This is a genomic window from Caldimonas mangrovi (genome assembly GCF_023721835.1).
Taxonomy (GTDB): Bacteria; Pseudomonadota; Gammaproteobacteria; order Burkholderiales; family Burkholderiaceae_C; genus Caldimonas; species Caldimonas mangrovi.
Genome location: NZ_JAMKFE010000007.1, coordinates 223,536 through 240,873, shown reverse-complemented (window position 1 = coordinate 240,873; position 17,338 = coordinate 223,536). Strand labels below are relative to the sequence as shown.

The 17,338-nt window shown below is 66.7% G+C and carries 19 protein-coding genes and 7 tRNA genes; 10 read left to right on the top strand and 16 right to left on the bottom strand.

All coding sequences use genetic code 11. The features are described 5' to 3' along the window. The first annotated feature begins 110 nt into the window (after positions 1–110). Both rtcR and M8A51_RS14005 read left to right on the top strand, forming a co-directional pair. Positions 111–1,721 carry an RNA repair transcriptional activator RtcR gene (gene rtcR / locus M8A51_RS14010; protein WP_251779089.1) on the top strand — a complete coding sequence of 537 codons (1,611 nt, stop codon included), beginning with the start codon at positions 111–113 and terminating at the stop codon, positions 1,719–1,721. Between the two features lie 204 nt (positions 1,722–1,925). Further along, a complete protein-coding gene (locus M8A51_RS14005) occupies positions 1,926–2,438 on the top strand; it encodes a DUF1579 family protein (protein ID WP_251779088.1) in 513 nt (170 codons plus the stop codon). Between the two features lie 89 nt (positions 2,439–2,527). On the opposite strand, the gene M8A51_RS14000 is transcribed toward M8A51_RS14005, so the two are convergent. Further along, the gene (locus M8A51_RS14000; protein ID WP_251779087.1) at positions 2,528–3,415 is read right to left on the bottom strand and encodes a hypothetical protein; all 888 of its coding nucleotides are present in this window, start codon (positions 3,413–3,415) and stop codon (positions 2,528–2,530) included. 335 nt (positions 3,416–3,750) lie between these two features. On the opposite strand from M8A51_RS14000, the gene M8A51_RS13995 reads away from it, so the two are divergent. The 3 genes from M8A51_RS13995 (at position 3,751) to M8A51_RS13985 (ending at position 5,651) form a co-directional block, all read left to right on the top strand. Further along, positions 3,751–3,957: a plasmid pRiA4b ORF-3 family protein gene (locus M8A51_RS13995; RefSeq protein ID WP_251779086.1), complete on the top strand. Its 207-nt coding sequence runs from the start codon at positions 3,751–3,753 to the stop codon at positions 3,955–3,957. A gap of 62 nt (positions 3,958–4,019) precedes the next feature. Continuing rightward, positions 4,020–4,298: a helix-turn-helix transcriptional regulator gene (locus tag M8A51_RS13990; protein ID WP_251779085.1), complete on the top strand. Its 279-nt coding sequence runs from the start codon at positions 4,020–4,022 to the stop codon at positions 4,296–4,298. A 3-nt stretch (positions 4,299–4,301) separates the two neighbouring features. After that, positions 4,302–5,651, top strand: a complete 1,350-nt coding sequence (locus M8A51_RS13985) for a type II toxin-antitoxin system HipA family toxin (RefSeq protein WP_251779084.1) — start codon at positions 4,302–4,304, stop codon at positions 5,649–5,651. A gap of 41 nt (positions 5,652–5,692) precedes the next feature. Here the strand turns inward: M8A51_RS13985 and M8A51_RS13980 are convergent, their stop codons facing one another. Then, positions 5,693–6,766 (bottom strand): FAD-dependent oxidoreductase, encoded by a 1,074-nt coding sequence (locus tag M8A51_RS13980; protein ID WP_251779083.1) that lies wholly within the window; start codon positions 6,764–6,766, stop codon positions 5,693–5,695. A gap of 64 nt (positions 6,767–6,830) precedes the next feature. Here M8A51_RS13980 and M8A51_RS13975 point away from each other — a divergent pair, with 64 nt between their 5' ends. Continuing rightward, positions 6,831–7,226 carry a VOC family protein gene (locus tag M8A51_RS13975; RefSeq protein WP_251779082.1) on the top strand — a complete coding sequence of 132 codons (396 nt, stop codon included), beginning with the start codon at positions 6,831–6,833 and terminating at the stop codon, positions 7,224–7,226. A 54-nt stretch (positions 7,227–7,280) separates the two neighbouring features. Then, entirely contained in the window at positions 7,281–8,078 is a 798-nt protein-coding gene (locus tag M8A51_RS26555) for a helix-turn-helix transcriptional regulator (RefSeq protein WP_251779081.1), read from the top strand. A 311-nt stretch (positions 8,079–8,389) separates the two neighbouring features. Here M8A51_RS26555 and M8A51_RS13965 read toward each other — a convergent pair whose 3' ends face one another. The 11 genes from M8A51_RS13965 to M8A51_RS13915 form a co-directional block, all read right to left on the bottom strand. After that, positions 8,390–9,478 carry a DUF3616 domain-containing protein gene (locus M8A51_RS13965; RefSeq protein ID WP_251779080.1) on the bottom strand — a complete coding sequence of 363 codons (1,089 nt, stop codon included), beginning with the start codon at positions 9,476–9,478 and terminating at the stop codon, positions 8,390–8,392. Between the two features lie 192 nt (positions 9,479–9,670). Continuing rightward, positions 9,671–10,234 (bottom strand): HNH endonuclease, encoded by a 564-nt coding sequence (locus tag M8A51_RS13960; RefSeq protein WP_251779079.1) that lies wholly within the window; start codon positions 10,232–10,234, stop codon positions 9,671–9,673. A 64-nt stretch (positions 10,235–10,298) separates the two neighbouring features. Beyond that, complete coding sequence (locus M8A51_RS13955) at positions 10,299–11,516, bottom strand: RtcB family protein (RefSeq protein WP_251779078.1); 1,218 nt, start codon at positions 11,514–11,516, stop codon at positions 10,299–10,301. A 24-nt stretch (positions 11,517–11,540) separates the two neighbouring features. Next, positions 11,541–11,617: transfer RNA gene (locus M8A51_RS13950), tRNA-Arg, on the bottom strand. Between the two features lie 30 nt (positions 11,618–11,647). Continuing rightward, positions 11,648–11,718 (bottom strand) — tRNA-His (locus M8A51_RS13945). A 23-nt stretch (positions 11,719–11,741) separates the two neighbouring features. Then, a tRNA-Pro gene (locus tag M8A51_RS13940) sits at positions 11,742–11,817 on the bottom strand. 9 nt (positions 11,818–11,826) lie between these two features. Then, a tRNA-Ile gene (locus M8A51_RS13935) sits at positions 11,827–11,898 on the bottom strand. 7 nt (positions 11,899–11,905) lie between these two features. Beyond that, positions 11,906–11,983, bottom strand: a tRNA-Arg gene (locus tag M8A51_RS13930). Positions 11,984–11,992: 9 nt separating this feature from the next. Further along, positions 11,993–12,068, bottom strand: a tRNA-Asp gene (locus M8A51_RS13925). Positions 12,069–12,360: 292 nt separating this feature from the next. Beyond that, positions 12,361–12,436, bottom strand: a tRNA-Gly gene (locus M8A51_RS13920). Between the two features lie 229 nt (positions 12,437–12,665). Next, complete coding sequence (locus M8A51_RS13915; RefSeq protein ID WP_251779077.1) at positions 12,666–12,869, bottom strand: hypothetical protein; 204 nt, start codon at positions 12,867–12,869, stop codon at positions 12,666–12,668. Positions 12,870–13,014: 145 nt separating this feature from the next. Here M8A51_RS13915 and M8A51_RS13910 point away from each other — a divergent pair, with 145 nt between their 5' ends. Next, complete coding sequence (locus M8A51_RS13910; RefSeq protein WP_251779076.1) at positions 13,015–13,389, top strand: hypothetical protein; 375 nt, start codon at positions 13,015–13,017, stop codon at positions 13,387–13,389. A gap of 9 nt (positions 13,390–13,398) precedes the next feature. On the opposite strand, the gene M8A51_RS13905 is transcribed toward M8A51_RS13910, so the two are convergent. Continuing rightward, positions 13,399–14,283, bottom strand: a complete 885-nt coding sequence (locus tag M8A51_RS13905) for a LysR family transcriptional regulator (protein ID WP_251779075.1) — start codon at positions 14,281–14,283, stop codon at positions 13,399–13,401. A 102-nt stretch (positions 14,284–14,385) separates the two neighbouring features. Here M8A51_RS13905 and M8A51_RS13900 point away from each other — a divergent pair, with 102 nt between their 5' ends. Beyond that, positions 14,386–15,285, top strand: coding sequence for an NmrA family NAD(P)-binding protein (locus M8A51_RS13900; RefSeq protein WP_251779074.1), 900 nt, complete (start codon positions 14,386–14,388; stop codon positions 15,283–15,285). 21 nt (positions 15,286–15,306) lie between these two features. On the opposite strand, the gene M8A51_RS13895 is transcribed toward M8A51_RS13900, so the two are convergent. Both M8A51_RS13895 and M8A51_RS13890 read right to left on the bottom strand, forming a co-directional pair. Further along, positions 15,307–15,738: a VOC family protein gene (locus tag M8A51_RS13895; RefSeq protein ID WP_251779073.1), complete on the bottom strand. Its 432-nt coding sequence runs from the start codon at positions 15,736–15,738 to the stop codon at positions 15,307–15,309. A 68-nt stretch (positions 15,739–15,806) separates the two neighbouring features. Then, on the bottom strand, positions 15,807–16,241 hold the full coding sequence (locus M8A51_RS13890) for a nuclear transport factor 2 family protein (RefSeq protein ID WP_251779072.1): 435 nt from the start codon (positions 16,239–16,241) through the stop codon (positions 15,807–15,809). A 206-nt stretch (positions 16,242–16,447) separates the two neighbouring features. Between M8A51_RS13890 and M8A51_RS13885 the strand changes: the two genes are divergently transcribed. After that, a complete protein-coding gene (locus tag M8A51_RS13885; RefSeq protein WP_259371988.1) occupies positions 16,448–17,332 on the top strand; it encodes a LysR substrate-binding domain-containing protein in 885 nt (294 codons plus the stop codon). Positions 17,333–17,338: the final 6 nt, after the last annotated feature.

The window sequence follows — 17,338 nt, the reverse complement described above, 5'->3', positions numbered from 1 at the left end:
TTGAAGTTGAAAGAGTTTTCCTCTTTCCTGGCATCCTGACGCCTGCTTTGCTGAACCGTGGGAGCGACCGGAAATAGAATTGAAGCTAGTTATGTATCTAAACGGATAGCATGAAGAATGTCGTTGTCGGATTCATCGGCACGCAGCTGGACGGCGGCAAAGGCGCTGGCCGGTGGGAGAAGTGGCGCCCCACGGTATCGCTGGTACAGCACCCCGACGTCGTGGTGCATCGCCTCGAGCTGCTCTTCACGCCACGCCACCTGGAGCTGGCCGAGCAGCTGAAAGCCGACATCGCCAGCGTGTCGCCCGAGACCGCCGTCAACTTGGTCGAGCTCAAGCTGCTGGACCCGTGGGATTTCGGCGAGGTCTACGCGACGCTGTTCGATTGGGTCAAGGGCTACCACTTCGACACGGCGAAGGAGCAGTACTGGGCCCACATCACCACGGGCACCCATGTCGCGCAGATCTGCATGTTCCTGCTGGTCGAGGCGCGGTTCATCCCCGGCGTGTTGCTGCAGACCGCCCCACCGAAGAGGCAGCGAGAAGGCGAGCCGGGCTCGATGACGCTGATCGACCTTGACCTCTCGCGCTACGACCGGATCGCACAGCGTTTCCAGGCCGAGCGGCGGGACGCGGTGGCCTTCCTCAAGAGCGGCATTGCCACCCGCAACCCACGGTTCAATGCATTGATCGAGGAGGTGGAGCGGGTGGCGGTTCGCTCACGCGCGCCGATCCTGCTGGTCGGGCCCACGGGCGCCGGCAAGTCCTTCCTCGCGCGTCGGATGTACGAGCTGAAGAAGGCGAGGCACCAGCTGGAGGGCCTGTTCGTCGAAGTGAACTGCGCCACCCTGCGGGGTGACGGTGCGGCCTCCACGTTGTTCGGCCACAAGAAGGGCTCGTTCACCGGTGCCACCGCCGACCGCCCCGGCCTGCTGCGCACGGCGCACAACGGCCTGCTGTTCCTCGACGAAATCGGCGAGCTCGGCCTCGACGAGCAGGCCATGCTGCTGAAGGCGATCGAAGAGAAGCGATTTCTCCCGGTGGGTGCCGATCGGGATGTGGAAAGCGACTTCCAGCTCGTCGCCGGCACCAACCGAGACCTGCGGCAGGAGGTGGCGCAGGGCCGCTTCCGCGACGACCTGTTCTCGCGGATCAACCTGTGGACCTACAACCTGCCCGGCTTGCGGGAACGGCCCGAGGACATCGAGCCGAACGTCGAGCACCTGCTGCAGCTTGCGAGCCAGGAGTCGGGGCGTGCGGTGCGATTCAGTGCCGAGGCGAAGGCCAGGTTCCTCAAGTTCGCCCAGTCCGCGGAGGCGCCATGGCATGGGAACTTCCGGGACCTGGCGGCCAGCGTCACACGGTTGTCCACCTTGGCAGAGGGCGGGCGGATTTCAGCACCACTGGTCGACGCGGAGATCCAGCGGCTGAAGTGGCTCTGGCGCCGCGGGGAGAAGCCGGTGGCCGGTGAAGACGGGCTGGAACTGCTCGACGCTGAAGCACTGGAAGCGATCGACCTGTTCGACCGCCTTCAGTTGGAGGCCGTGGTGCGCGTGTGCAAAGCGTCAACCTCCTTGTCCGAAGCGGGGCGCCGGCTCTTCCAGGTGAGCCGGCAAACGCGCTCGGTGGTCAACGACGCGGACCGGCTGCGCAAGTACCTGCTGCGGTTCGGGCTGCGTTGGGAGCAGGTAAGCCGCGAGCCGCCGGGCCAAGCGGAGTGAGGGCTGTGTCCGCGCGACGGCGTGTCGCGGACGGTATTGCGACAGGGCCGTGAAAAGCGCGGCGGCCGTTCTTCAGACCGCGGAACGCAGCAACGGAGGGTGATCTTCAAATGCACGCCGCAGTAGTGTGCCCACCGTTACGATGGCACCTCTGGAAGTCGATGGGTGTGCTGTGACGGCGCACAAGTCACGAGAGGAGACCCGATGAGCAAAGAGGCCTTTGAGCGTTCCGCCGCCCCCGGTGGAATGCATCACCGGTTGGCTGCGATGGCCGGCGATTGGGAAGGCCGTTTCCGGCTCTGGTTCGAGCCCGGAAAGTTGGCCGATGAGTCGGCGCAGCGCGGGCGCATCCGGGTGGTCGGCGGCGGCCGGTTCCTTCTGCATGAATACGAGGGCCGCTGCAGCGGCGAGCGCTTCGAGGGTGTCGCGCTGTGGGGCTACCACCTCGACGACAACGCCTTCGAATGCGCCTGGGGCGAAAGCTTCGGCACCGGCACGTCGATCATGTTCAGCACCGGTGGGGTCAAGGACGGACGCTTCGGTGCGCTGGGCAGCTATGGCGCCGGCCGCGGAGGCGAGCGTTGGGGCTGGCGCACCGAGATATCGCAGCTCGACCCCGAGCACCTGGACATTCGCATGTTCAACATCACGCCAACCGGAGACGAAGCGCTCGCCGTCGAGGTCAACTACGCACGCGCATCCCCTGTGCAGGATTGAACGGAACCTGGCGCATCCAGGATGCGTGGCCGCATGCCCCCGAAGTTCTTGAGCCGGCCCAAGCACCTGCGGTGCTTGCTACACCGTGCTCACGACTTCGCCCAGATGATCTCGCCCTTGCAACTGATCGAGCACAGCGCTTCCGGGGGGACCCAGCCCTCCACCAGCACTTCCTTGGTCCGCGTGATGTCCTCGAAGGCCTGTTTCCCGGCGCCGCTCTTGCCGGTGACTTCCTTGGCCAGCAGCAGCGCGCCTTCCTTGGTGCCCAGGTAGGTGAAGGTGATGCCGCGGGTCTTCAGCTCCATCAGGTCGATCTTGACGATCACGTCGCCGAAGGCATCGCCCTTCGGGTTGGACGCTCCCTTGGCAATCGTCGTGAACGACAGGAACATCGACGGCTTCCAGCCCATGACATGTTCTGCCATCGAGCGCGTCACGGCCTTGGAGCCTTTGGTCGCCTTGACTTCGGTGTAGGCGTAGTAGTCGGTCTTGCGGGTCGCGTCGGTCACGCCGCTGGCGAACATGCCGCTTTGGCGGTAGCCCAAGGCTTTGCCGGGGTCGTTGCCGACCGCCCGGTACACATAGCGATTGACGACCGTGCCTTGCGTATCACGAACGTACTCGCAGACCTTGTTCGCCTTGAGGATGACGATCTCGTTCAGCAGCGGGTCCGTCAGTTGACTGCTTTGAAAAACCGTGCCAAGGCCCAAGCCGTTGCACACGATGTCGTAAGCGCCGCGCAGCGCGACGAACTGGAGCGGGTAGTGAGGGTTTTCCTTGTTGCAGTTCACCACGGCCGACTTCACCACGGATTCCAGCGACCCCAGTTCGATGGCGCCTTTCGACTTGGTGAACCGGTCCTTGCAGATCTTCCATTGGATGTAGAAGTGTTCGCCGAACCGCTCGGCCAGCCAGTAGAAATCATGGTCGCGCATCGCCTTCGCCACCGCGAAGCGGTAGCGGTCGGTGCTTCTCAAGAGCGTCTGCTGCGCTCGAAGGTTCGGGTTGTCCATGGGCCGGGTCTCCCTCTGAGGGCGTTTTGAGGTGCTGCGACCAGGCGGTCAGCCTCGTTTGCCCCTGGGGGCGGGTCGCAGGCATTGAAGGGTGTCTTGCATCTCGCCCGCTGAGTATCTGCACTCGCAGCCGTCCGACGCAACGGCACCAGCCTGTCAAGGTTGACGGGGTGTGCCCATTCGGCGTCGACTCACTTGCGGACCCCGGATGCTCGCGATGCGAGCTATGGATAGCTCACTGCGCTTGCCGCAGTGGCTGCCGCATCGGTGGCAGGCGGCGTCGCTGCTACCCTCGGCCCATGAGCAAATCGACCCGCCGAACTGAGCCTCAGCGCATCTACCAACTCACCATGGCACTGCAGCGCATCGAGCCGCGCATCTGGCGCACGGTGCTTGTGCCCGACACATTGAGTCTGGCCAAGCTCGACAGGGTGCTGCAGGCCGCAATGGGCTGGACCGGCGAGTCAATATACAGCTCAAAAGTTGTAAATTTAGATTACAACTGATCTTGCGTATGTTCTGAATACAACATAGCATCTGTAAACCATAAATACAGTCGGTGACTTGTATGAGCGACTTTGCCGTCCGCACCATCGACCAGTTGCCTGACCTGCTCAAGGCATTCCGCAAGCGCGCGGGCCTCAGCCAGGCCGAAGCGGCGCTACGCCTGGGCGTGACCCAACAGACCCTGTCGGCGCTTGAGCGCAAGCCAGAGAGCGCCAGCCTGGGGCGACTGCTGAAGTTGCTGAGCATCCTGGACGTCGAGCTGGTGCTGCGGTCGGCCCGCAGCGAAGACGTTCAAGGAACGTCGCCCGGCAAGTCCCGCTCGGGCCGCCCGGCTTGGTGACGCATGGGCCGGCGCTCACACACCCGGGCCCTGGGCCTCTGGATGAACGGCAGCTTCGTCGGCACGTGGCGCTTCAACCCGCATGCCGGCGACGTTCTGGAATACGACCCAGGGTGGGTGTCCTCCGAGCAAGGGCGCCCACTGTCCTTGTCGCTGCCCTTTCTGCCCGGCAACGCCAGCCATCGGGGCGAGAAGGTGCATGCCTACTTCGACAACCTGCTTCCCGACAGCAAAGACATCCGCGCACGCATCGCGCGTCGCTACAGCACGGGCACTGCCGACGCCTTCTCCTTGCTGGCCGAGATCGGCCGCGACTGCGTGGGCGCCCTGCAGATGCTGCCGGAAGGCGTTGTGCCGGCCGGCGTGCAACCGGTGAAGGCCGAGCCTCTGAACGATGCCCAGGTCGCGCGCCTGCTGCGCGCGGCCACGGCACCGGGCCCCCTGGGCATCGACCACGAAGCCGACGACTTTCGCATTTCCATTGCCGGTGCACAGGAAAAGACCGCCTTGCTGCACTTCAAGGGCAGGTGGTGCCTACCGCACGGCGACACGCCCACCACGCACATCCTCAAGCTGCCATTGGGCCTGGTGGGTGGGCTGAAGCTCGACATGCGTGATTCGGTCGAGAACGAGTGGTTGTGCTCCCTGGTGTTGAAGGCGTTCGGGCTGCCGGTGGCCCACTGCACCCCCTGGCAGTTCGAGGACATGAAGGTGCTGGCGGTCGAACGTTTCGACCGCACCTGGTGGAAGAGCCCCAAGGGCGACGACCGTCTCATCCGGCTTCCGCAGGAAGATACGTGCCAGGCCAAAGGCGTGCCGCCCTCTGCGAAGTACGAGACCGATGGTGGGCCCGGCATCGAAACCATCATGGAGCTGCTGGACGGCTCCATGACCCGCGAGCACGACCGGCGAACGTTCTACCAGGCCCAGGTGCTGTTCTGGATGCTGTGCGCCACCGATGGCCATGCGAAGAACTTCAGCCTGTACCTGCGTCCCGGCGGGCGCTACCAGCTGACGCCGCTCTACGACGTGCTGTCGGCCCACCCGCTGCTGGGCAAAGGCGCGGACAAGATCCCCCCGCAAAAAGTGAAGATGGCCATGGCCGTGCGCGCCACAAACGCCCACTGGAAGATGGGCGAAATCCTGCGCCGCCACTGGCTTGCAGTGGGGGCGCGCCACGGCATCCTGATGCCGGACGGCGGCGCGGCGAAATTCGTGGTCGACGACTTGGTCGAGCGCACTCCGCAGGTGGTGAAGGCCGTCCGCGCCCAGCTACCCGCCGACTTCCCGCAAGCATTGGCCGACAGCGTCCTCGACGGGATCGAGCGCGCCGCCGACAAGCTCGCAGGCTGAAGAGGCACGTCGATCTCGTCTTGACGGCAACCGGTCTGGGCTCAGGACACGTGCGCCAGAAGCGATACGGGCGACGCGGGGGCCACCGAGTGGGCCAGCTGCAATTCGTTCTGGATCGACTTGGCGACCTGCACCCCGTGGGCATACGAGGTCGTGACGCAGGGGTGCCAGTAGTTGGTGACTTCGCCCGCTGCAAACAGGCGTGGGAACCGCCGCACCGCGCCGCGGCGATCGACGTCGATGTAGCCGTCTATCAATGGCAGCTGCAAGCCACCGGGAATGCAGGCCTGGAAACCGAACTGCACGCCGAAGATGTCGTAGGGCGCGCCGTTGACGCTCATGCTGAGCGGGTCGGCATGGAACGGCCCGATGTGAACGCACCGTGCTTCCACCTGACGCACCAGTAGGGGTTGCGCGCGCGGAGCACGGCGGCAATAGATGTCGACGCAGCGCGCACCGCGTCGCTTGGCAGAGGCGGCCTGGTCGAAGGCATTGTCGCCGCCGCCCAGAATGGCGACCCGTTTGCCGGCGACATCGAGGCGCTCCATCGAGATGCCGGGCCCGATGCCCACGCGGTCGCTTTCCACAAATCCCTCTCGCCGGGGCTTGGCGCCTGTCGCGATCACGACATAGCGCGCCGCGTGCGTGGCCCGCTCGTTCGACACTTCCCAACCGACATGCTCGACGCTGCGTTTGATTTCTGCCGCGGCGAAGTTCAGTGCGTGCGGAACAGCGGCGGCTTCCAGGTGCGCCTGCAGCGACGCGGCCACCTGCTGCCCCGTCTTGCCTTGCACGCCCGGTATCCATGGGTTGCCGTATGGACTTCTGAGCTGAAGTCCACCGACGGCCGAGCCGGCTTCGAGCAGCAACACGCGCAGGCCCAATTGATGGGTCCACAACGCGCAGGCGGCACCAGCCGGTCCGCCGCCGACCACGATCACGTCTTCGATCATTCCGAACCGTCTGACAAGCCGGCGACATCGCCTATCGATGCATGTTGCGTTGGATACGCACCTTGTGATGCGCTGCTGGCGCACCGATGTCGCAAGGTGCGAAGCGCCAGGTATTCGCTGGCTGATCGATTCGGCACCAAAATTGGCACGCAACCGCACCATACGTCTCAGGTTCGGCTCCTATACTGATCTCGACCTCAAGTACCCCAACGAGCAAGGAGTAGCAATGTTCAATCACGTGATGGTCGGCAGCAACGACCTCGACCGTTCGATCCGGTTCTACGACGCTGTTCTGGGCGTGCTCGGGGCGGGTGCGCCCGTCCGGAACACTGCGGCTTCAGGTCACGTTCGGCTGTTCTACCGCCACAACGGCAGCACCCTGGGCATCACCCAGCCGATCGATGGCGAGCCGGCGACGGCTGCGAACGGGGGCACCATCGCGTTCAAGTGCGACTCGCCCGAGCGGGTGCACGCGTTTCACGACGCGGCAGTGGCGCATGGCGGCACTTCCATCGAGAACCCGCCGGGCCTGCGCGAGCACGCGGGCGGCTCCTACTATCTGGCCTATGTTCGCGACCCCGACGGCAACAAGCTTTGCGCCATCCATCGGGTTCCGTCCTAGCGTGGGGGGCGGCAGGCTGTGCAGGCAACAGGCGGCGCCGCGAGGTTTCTGCATGTGCGGCCCGGTGTCGGGCTGACGGCCAATGTGGTGCAGCGCAGTGCGCTGAGGTTCAGTAATGTGGTGGTCGACAGCCCCGCGCTCATCGTCTTGCGGCACGGGGCCAAATCGCTTCAGTCCGGGGGCCGGCGGTGGGCTGTCCACGGCGGTGATGCCATTGCCATCGCGGGTGGCCAGTCGTTCGACGTGTGGAACCGGCTTTCGGGCGATGGGCTGTTCGAAGCCCGCTGGGTGGTGTGGGACCCGTCCATTCTTGAACGCTACGAGCCGCAAGGCCGATCGGCACGGCCCCTGGCGGGCGCTGCCGCGCTCAAAGGTGTCGGTGCCGAGTTTGCCGGCGCGGTGGACCGTGCCGTCGCTGCCGTGGCCTGCACCGCAGAGGTGGTTCCTGACGACGTGGCACGGCACAGGCTGGCCGAGCTGCTGGTGTGGCTTGCAGCGGCCAACATTCGTTTTTCGCGGCCTCGGGCCACCAGCGTGGTGTCCAGGCTGCGGGCCTTGCTTGCCGCGTCGATCTCCGAAGCGTGGACGATGCCGGAGGTGGCGGCACGGCTTGCCATGAGCGAAGCCACCTTGAGAAGAAGGTTGCGTGCAGAGGGCGCCAGTTTCAACGAGTTGCTTGCCGACGTTCGCATGTCTTTCGCGATGACGCTGCTGCAGTCGACCGACCGCTCGGTGGCGCACATCGCGTCGGATGTCGGCTACGAATCGGCCTCCCGGTTTGCCATCCGGTTTCGCGAGCGGTTCGGTTTTGCCCCGACGGCGATCCGGGGGCACCGAAGAAGCAGCGCATAGACGCTGCCAGGAAAAACGGGCGCCCGTAGGCGCCCGCGCAGAAGTGCGATGAGTTCGTCGGCGACCCGACCGCCGACGAGTTGCCGCTGCTTGCGGCGTACCTGCAAGAGCCGGCGCAGGTGCCGAATGTTCGAACTGTCGAAAAGAGGGGTTGGCGTGAGCAAGCCCGCGAGCTGCCCAACAAGGTCTCACGGGTCCCTGCGACATTGCTGGCATCACGAAAGGCCGGCGGCCGCGCGATGGCCACCGGCGACACGGGGGGTGCGCTTGCGCGCGCGATCGTGCCGGGCGTGAAGCCAGGGTCGGCACTCTCAGTCGCGGCGCAGCAAGTCCCCGAAAACCGTGTGTTCACCCTCCCGCCGTTTGGCCCCGGGCGCGTCGTACAGCACGAGCCAGCTCGGCTTGCCTGCCGACAACTCGGGCGGCAGGTCGCAGATGGCTTCGGCGCGGTCGGTGCCGGGCCCGTGCGGCAACGGCAGCGACTCGGTCAACGCCGCCTCGAAGCGCACCGGCTCGCGGTTCGCGGCCAGCAACGGGCGGGCGGCGGGCCACTTGAAGACCCGGATATCGCCGTTCAGCGTCATTGTCGGGCCGGCCAGGATGTAGAGGTCGTCGCCAAAAAAGTGCAGGTCGCGCACGCCCAGGCCGTCCAGCGGCAGGAAGTGCTTGCGGATCAAGGGACCGCCCGGGTCCAGCGGCACCAGCCGCAGGTGGTCGCCACGGGCTTCGACGGCCAGCTCCAGCAATGCTGACCAGCCCCGCAAGACCGGCCCGCGCAGGCCGAGCAGCAAGCGGGGGCCGTCCACGGCCAGGCCTTCGATGTCGAAGCCGTTGTCCTTGCCCGGGATCGCCATGTAGGGGCCGAAGTGGGGGTCGTCGGCCAGCGCGTGGGTCAGCAGGTTGGTCTTGGCGTCACCCTTCAGGCGCAGCGCCCGGCGGCCGTCCCGGGCCTGCCGCACCAGGCAGGGCTCGCCGGCGGCATCGGGTTCGATCGGCAGGCAGGCGAGCAGGCGGCGATTGCCGTCGAGCGCCACCTTCGCCAGCCGTTTGGCGTTGTCAGTGTGGCTGCGGTCTGGTTTGGCGTTCTTGCGCTTCAGGCCATGCGAGCCCACCACCCACAGGAAGCCGTCCGCCACGGCCATGCCTTCCAGGTCGGCCTCGTCGTCGGGGTCGCCAGGCAGGTCCAGCAGGTCGGCGAGCGGGAAGTCACGTGCCTCACCGAAGCGCAACACCTCGCGCCCCAGGGGGGCGAGCCGGCGCAGCCGGTCCAGGCCGCAGGCTTCGTCGCCCGCCACCCAGAGCCAGTCGCCGGTGAAGGCGGCGCCCGACAGGTTGGATTGAACGAGAGCGCCGGGTGCGAATTCCAGGCGGACGGCATTCGCGGTTCGAACATTGGGCATCGGTGGTGTCTCCAAGGGGCGGCAGCCGAAAAGGCTAGCACTGCAGATCTGGTACAGCTTGTGCTTTGTAACAGCTCCTCTTGCGTATCCCGTGCCCGAACGGCCTGGCAGCAGCACACGCCTTCAGCGTTTGAAAGGGTGGAGTGTTGACCATGGGCGTCTCCCGGGAGGTCTGGGCCAGGGCGCGCGGCTTCAGTTCAGCCGCGACCCCTTGGGCAGCCGCGACGCCAGCCACTCGTGCACGTCAGCACGGATACGGCGGCCTTCGAGCAGAAAGTCCTCGAAGCGGCTGGGCACGTAGGGCAGGTAGACGAGCGGCATGCCGGCTTCGCCGGGCGTGCGGTCGGCCTTGCGGCCGTTGCACGCGGCGCAGGCGGTGACGAGGTTCATCCACGTCCAGCCGCCGCCGCGCGACTCGGGCACGATGTGTTCGCATTGCAGCTCCCGTTCCGGAAACTGCAGGCCGCAGTACGCGCAGGTGTGGCGGTCGCGCCGAAACAGCTTGTGCTTCGCGAACGACGGCGTCACGTCGAACAGGTTGATGCGCGCCACGCCCCGCAGCGCGATGATGGGGTGGACGTCGATCAGCGACTGGCGGCCGGTGGCGGCGTTGGTGCCGCCGCGCAGCGTGCGCAGCGGCTCGGTGCCGTCGACCCAGGCCACCGCATCGGTGGCGTAGTGCAGCGCCGCGTGTTCCAGCGTGATCCAACGCTGGGGCGTGCCCTGGATGTCCAGTTGCAGGACGTGCTGATGCATCGGGGGTTCCTCCTTTCTTCGTTCAGCTCTTGGGTGGCCGAAGGAAGGCACCAGCGCCGGCTCTTCAGCCTTTCACACACATGACCTGCTTGAGCGTGTGTTCCACGCTCACCAGGTCGGCCTGGGCCGCCATCACGGCGTCGATGTCCTTGTAGGCACCGGGGATCTCGTCGAGCACGCCTGCGTCCTTGCGGCACTCCACGCCGGCGGTTTGCGCCGCCAACGCGTCCAGGTCGAACAGGCGCTTGGCCATGCCGCGCGAGTGGCGGCGGCCGGCCCCGTGCGAGCACGAGCAGTACGACAAGGGGTTGCCCTTGCCGCGCACGATGTAGGACTTGGCGCCCATCGAGCCGGGGATGATCCCGAGCTGGCCTTCGCGCGCGCTCACTGCGCCTTTGCGGGTGATCCACACCTTGGTGCCGAAATGCTCTTCGACCGTGGCGTAGTTGTGGTGGCAGTTGATCGCCTCCTTGGTGGAACCGATCTCGCGCCCCAGCGACTCGCGCCCCAGCGACTCGCGCAGCGCGCGCATCACGCGGAACAGCATCAGGTCGCGGTTCAGCGCCGCGTAGTCCTGCGCCCACTGCAAGCTCTCGACGTACCGGTGGAACTCGGGCGTGCCTTCGTTCAACCAGGCGAGGTCGCGGTCGGGCAGACCGACGCCGGCCTTGGCGCACGCTTCGCGCGCCATGGCGATCGCCGCTTCGCCGATGGTCTTGCCGATGTTGCGCGAGCCCGAGTGCAGCATCACCCACACCGCACCGGCCTCGTCGAGACACAGTTCGATGAAGTGGTTGCCGCCGCCCAGCGTGCCGATCTGCTTCCAGATCTTGCGCGCGTCCAGCGAACCCAGCACCTGCAGGATGGCGAGCTTCTCGAAGCGTGCATAGAGCGCATCCATGCGTTGCTTCAGCACGCGGCCATGGGGGGCCTCGTGCGTGGGGTTCACTTCCTTGTCGTGCGCAGAGAAACCCACCGGCACCAGCGACTCGACGGCCGAGCGAACGGCTGCCAGGCTCTCGGGCAGGTCCGCTGCCTTCAAGTCCGTGCGCACGGCACACATGCCGCAGCCGATGTCCACACCGACGGCCGCCGGGATGATGGCGCCGCGGGTCGGGATCACCGAACCGACGGTTGCGCCCTTGCCCAGGTGCAGGTCCGGCATGATGGCCACGTGGCCGGCCACGATGGGCAGGCCGGCGATGTTGCGGATCTGGTTCAGCGCCTGGTGGTCGACCTCGACGCCTTCGGTCCATCCCTGGACGTTTTTCATCAGCTCCATGGCTGTACTCCTTGTAGATGGGGTTGGTGCGTCCGGATGGACTCGAACCACCGGCCTTGGCCTTCGGACGGCCATGCTCTTGCCGACTGAGCTACGAACGCGGCGTTGCGGTTTGAATCGATGCGCTCAGGGGTGACCGGTCGGAATCGAACCGACACCAGCGGGACCACAACCCGCGGCTCCGCCATTGAGCTACGGCCACGCCTGAGCACACGTCAACACGGATGGTCTCGGTGGTCCGGCTCGAACGGACGACCTCATGCGCCCAAGGCATGCGCGCTTCCGACTGCGCTACACCGAGACGAAGGGGTCCTCGCGGGTGGGAACGATCCACCGATCCCCGCCTTATCAAGACGGTGCTCTGCCATTGAGCTACGCGAGAGATGAACTGGCGCCTCCTGCACGACTCAAACGTGCGACCTCCGGCTTCGTAGACCGGTGCTCTGATCCAACTGAGCTAAAGAGGCAGTGAATGCTGGCGCCCCGTGCGGGATTCGAACCCGCGGCTTCCGGCTGGACAGGCCGGCACTCGGGCCACTGAGTCAACGGAGCACGATTGAGGTTTCCGGTGACGGGTTCCGGTGCCGCCCTATCGTTGCGGCCGATTTCCACCCTCGAAGCGTGAGCTCGACGAGGGCTTCTGTTGCTGGCGCCCGTGGTGGCTTGGCCACACGGGCTCGGATCTCATTGCGGTTGTGCTCCGGCGCGAGTGCGGGGGGAGTCCCCGCTGAAACGCGTCTCGCTGCACGATGCGGGCGTCCCCGCAACGCACATCCCGGCCGCCCCTGCGCTTTCGAGGGCACGTACTCGGCCGTTGTGCCGAAGCACACCCGCAATGAGACATTGGAGCGGATACCGGGGCTTGAACCCGGGGCCTCGACCATGGCGTGGTCGCGCTTTCCCTGCTGAGCAATATCCGCTTCGTGTGCGAGCCCGCTTGCACCCAGTGGTGCAGGCGGCTCGCGGCAACTTGTTAAAGAGCATTCCGGCGGCACTGCCCGTCGGTGTGTCCCGGGTGGAGCACGGTGACCGATGGCCGATCGGTCGCGGCTGCCCCGGCCCATGAAGGCCCAGGCGGCAGAAAAGCAAAAAGGCCCGGATCCTTGCGGAACCGGGCCTCGACAGGTGATCGAGTGGAGGGTGCGCGGTCTACGCGCCTCCCTTACCCGGATGCATCCAGCCGTCTTGGCCCAGCGACACGGCCGGTCGCCGGCTCTCGACGGGATGCAGTTCATTCATCGTGCCGGCGGCCCCGGCCATGCCCAGACTCGACCCTTCAAGTGCCGCACGCACGAACGCGCACTGGCCCTGCAGGGGCAGCAAGCGATGGGTGATGTGGCCTTCGGTTTTCACGATGAACTCTTCAGTGTGGGTTGCGTCAGTTCGTTGCGCCGCGGACTTCACCGCAGCGAGGAGGTGGACTGTAAAGACTCTTCACTTAAGCGTCAAGCGGGTGCGACAATATTTCTTTGAATGCTCGTTTCTTCGACACCACACCGTGCCCGACAACATCACCGTCAACCGACGCCAAAACGTCTTGAGCCTCTTTCAGCTCTATGCCGAAGATCAGATGCGCGCCGGGGTGCCCCCCAAGGGCATGGAGCAGGCCTACGCCCGGAAGCTGCAGATGAGCCCGAGCATGTGGAGCCAGATCAAGAGCAACCGGCCCATCGGCGACAAGCTGGCACGGCAGATCGAGGCGGCCTGTGGCAAACCGAACGGGTGGCTCGACGAGGAGCATGAGCCGCAGGGGCTGAACGCTGCCGAGCAGCAGTTTCTGTCCATGGCATTGAAAGCATGGCGCACGACCAACGCCGAAGGACGCAAGCGGCTGAAGCTGGCGATGAAGGAAGTGATCGCCGGCGCCTCCTGAAAGCCGCGCTTACCGGGCAACGCGCGGGCGACGTTGCGCCTTGGCCAGGTCGATGAACGCACGTGTCTTCGACGGCGGCTCGCCCCGGCCGGGCCAGGCGACGTAGAGCGTGACCTGCGGCAGCTTGAGCGCGGGCAGCACCCGCACCAGCCGCCCGGCCGCCACTTCAGGTTCCAGCACGAAGGAAGGCGCGGCGAAGATGCCGGCCCCTGCCACCGCCAGTGCGCGCCCACCGGCGTTGCTGGTGGTGCCCACGGTTCGATGCAGCCGCACTGATTGCTTGCCGTCACGCGTCTGCAGAGTCCACGGGTGCGGGATGAGCGTGAAGGCGATCCAGGCGTGCGACGCAAGATCTTCCAGCCGCTTCGGGTGCCCTTTTTCCTGCAGGTACTGCGGGGCTGCCACGCACCAGACGTCGAACTCGGCCAGGCTGACGGCGCGCAGGCTCGAATCGCGCCGGAGCGTGGCACGAAGGCTGAGGTCCATGCTTTCGGCCGCCAGGTCCAGCAGCCGGTCGCTCGGGCGGTATTCCACCTGCATGCCGGGATGCAGGCGCAGGTATTCGGCGATCAGCGGTGCGACGTAGCCGGCGGTGTCTTCTGCCGACGTGAGGCGCAGCACGCCGCTGAGTTGCGCGGCCTGGCGGCGCGTGCGAACCGACAGCTGCTGCGCCTGTTCCAGCAGGGCGCGGCCCTCGCGCAGCAGCGTGGTGCCTGCCTCGGTGACGGTGAGCCGGCGGGTGGAGCGGTGCAGCAGCTGCACGCCCAGTTCGCGTTCCAGCGTGCTGACGTGCTGGCTGACGGCCGACTTGGTGAGGGCCAGGCGCTCGGCCGCCGCCGTGAAGCTGCCGACGTCGCAGACGGTGAGAAAGGCTTCCAGCCGCGTCAGGTTCATTCGTTAAGTATCGCTGGACAATCGTTTCCCGGTTTCGAGGTTTATCCGAACGAGGTTGATGCGCATCATTCGGGCACATCAACCCACTCCAAGGAAACTGCCATGTTCGTCCTGCTCGGCTCCAACGGCCAGATCACCTCGCAACTGGCCCGCCGCCTTCTGGCTGCCGGCCATGCGACACGCGTCGTCGGGCGCCATGCCGGCGCGCTGGCGCCGCTGCAAGAGGCCGGTGCCCAGATCGCCATCGGCGATCCGTCGGACAGTGCGTTTCTCGAGCGGGCATTCGCCGGCGCAGCGGCCATCTACACCATGACGCCGCCGTGCTACGCCGAGCCCCACATGCGGGCGGCGCAGGCGCGCATCGGCGAGGCGGTCGCACAGGCGCTGCGCCGGGCCCGCGTGCGGCGGGTGGTGAACCTGTCGAGCGTTGGCGCCGAGTTGCCGGCCGGCACGGGCCCGATCGTCGGCCTGCATGCCCAGGAACGGCGACTGGATGCGATCGACGGTATTGACCTGCTGCACCTGCGCCCCGGCTCCTTCATGGAGAACTACCTGGCGGCCGCCGCCACGGTGGCGGCCGGCGGGCCGTTGGCGGGCATGGAAGCGCCCGACGTGCCGATTCCCCTGGTGGCGACGCGCGACGTCGCGGCCGTGGCCGCGAGGGAGCTGGTGACACCACAGCACCAGGGGGTGCTGGTGCTGCACGCTCCAACGCACATGACGACGCGCGCGGTGGCCGGTGCACTCGGTGCCGCAACCGGCAACCCCGGCCTGCAATACCTGCAGGTGGCACCCGCCGAGATGAAGGCGGCCTTGCGCGCGGAGGGCCTGTCAGCCGACGCAGCGGACCAGCTCGAGGCGCTGGCCCGCTGGCTGTCCACCGCAGCGCTGGCCTCGGTGGCGGCGGGGCCGGTCGCCGTGCAGCCGACCACCGCCGAGGACTTCGCCCGGGAGGTGTTTGCACCGGCCTGCGCTCAGGCCGCGTTGACCCAGGCCCGATGAGGCCGTGGCGCGGATGTGTGCCTACTGCCCCTGCGCAGCCGCCATTTCAGCCGTTGCCGCTTCGAAGTCCATCCAGACGAACTCGAGCACGTGGCCGTCGGGGTCGTCGACCGCCCGGTTGTACATGAAGCCCATGTCCATCTTGGCGCGCACGTCGGCCCGGCCGCCGGCGGCCGCCGCCGCGTCGGCGGCGGCGTCGACCTGCGCGCGGCTGTCCAGCGTCAGCGCCAGCATCACCTCGGTGGTCTGGTGCGCATCAGCGGTGGCCCGGGTGGCGAAGGTCGCGAAGTACTCGCGGGTCAGCAACTGGATCGTGATGGTGTCGGACCACACCATGGACGACGCGTTCTGGTCACTGAACTGCGGGTTCTTCTCGCAACCGAGCGCCTCGTAGAAGCGGGTCGACGCGGCGAGGTCGCGCACGGGTAGGTTCACGAAGATCATTTTGGGCATCGAGGTTCTCCTTCTGTGGTGTGAATGGATCCTGCATTGCGGCCTGGCTGCAGGGGGCGGGGACGGGTTCAACCGACGGGGAGCCGCGCTTGCGCGTTGCGATACGCGTCGTCGCCGGCCTGTTGGAATGCCGCACAGTCATGGAAGATGGTCAACTGGTCGATCAGGCCGTGCTCGTCGAAGTCGAAGACGTCGATGCAGGGCAAGCAGATGCGTGTTCCGCCGGAAAGCTGCCACTCGCGCGCGAGCCACGCGCAGACCGAGCGCGACCCGCTGGCACTGACGAAAAGCCGCTCGTCCTGGGCGGCGGTGCGGCGGGGTGCCGACGCCAGCGCCTCGAAGTAGATGGCCGCGGTCTGCACGCCCCCCAGCGGGCAGTGCACGACGGCGGTGGGGCTGAACATCGCGGCTGCAGCAGGCGCGTCGTCGCCGGCCAGCAGGTCCAGGCAGCGGCGGACGACGGCCAGGTAGTTCAGGGCGTTGGAGCTGATGATCATGGTCATGGCCGCGGGCTGTCGGTGGGTGGGCGGATGCCGTTTGTCGGGGGTATGGCCATCGTAGGAAGGCCCCACTGCAGCCACAAGCCAAAGTTTCTGGGGCCAGCCATGCGGGCCGCGCATGCCTGCAACCCGCTTCAGTACACTGCTTCCATGGTGGCTACCCCCGCAGCAAGCGCGACGTGGCGCAACCGCGTTCCGTCGTCCTGACGATGCCCGCGCTCCCCCCTCTTTACGCGCTTCAAGCTTTTCTGGCTGCCGCCCAGGCCGGCAGCTTCACGGGCGCTGCCTCACGCATGAACCTCACCCAAGGCGCGGTGAGCCGGCAGGTGCAGTTGCTCGAGGAGTACTACGGCTGCCCGCTGTTCGTGCGCCTGCCACGCGGGCTGGGGCTCACGCCCGAAGGCCAGGAGCTGCTCGGGCCGGTGCAGGAGGCACTCGCGTCACTCGCCGAGGCGAGCGCCCGTGTGAGGCGGCTCACCGAAAGCCTGACGGTTCAGTTCCCGCCCACGATGGCGGTGAGGTGGTTCCTGCCGCGCTTGCCGGCCTTGCAGGCGTACATGCCCGGCCTGGAGATCCGCGTGGCGATCCACTGGACGGCGGCGCCCGACTTCAGCAAGTCGGACGCCGACGTGATCGTCGCGCACGGCAAGGGCGGGTGGCCTCATGTGGTCGAGGTGCCGCTGATGCGCGAGAAGCTGGTGCCGCTGTGCTCGCCCCAGGTAGCCGCCGGCCTTCGCGAGCCGCGCGACCTGGCACGTTGCACGCTGCTCCATGCCAGCGCGCAACGGCACGAGTGGCTGACGTGGCTGCGAGGGGCGGGCCTGGACGGGACCGGTGGCGCACCGGAGCAGATGTTCGAGACCGTGGACATGTGCCTCCAGAGCGCCGAGCGCGGCCTGGGCGTGGCGGTCGCCGACGCGTCGATGTTTCCCGAACTGCTCGCCGACGGCCGCCTCGTCAAGCCGTTCGAAATCGAGGTCGACAGCGGGCACGCCTACTTCCTGACCTACCCGCCACAGCGCAGCGAGCATCGCGGCATCCGGCGGCTCGAGCAGTGGCTGCTCTCGGCGCTGGCCGCCGAGTCGCGCGGCTGAGGCCAT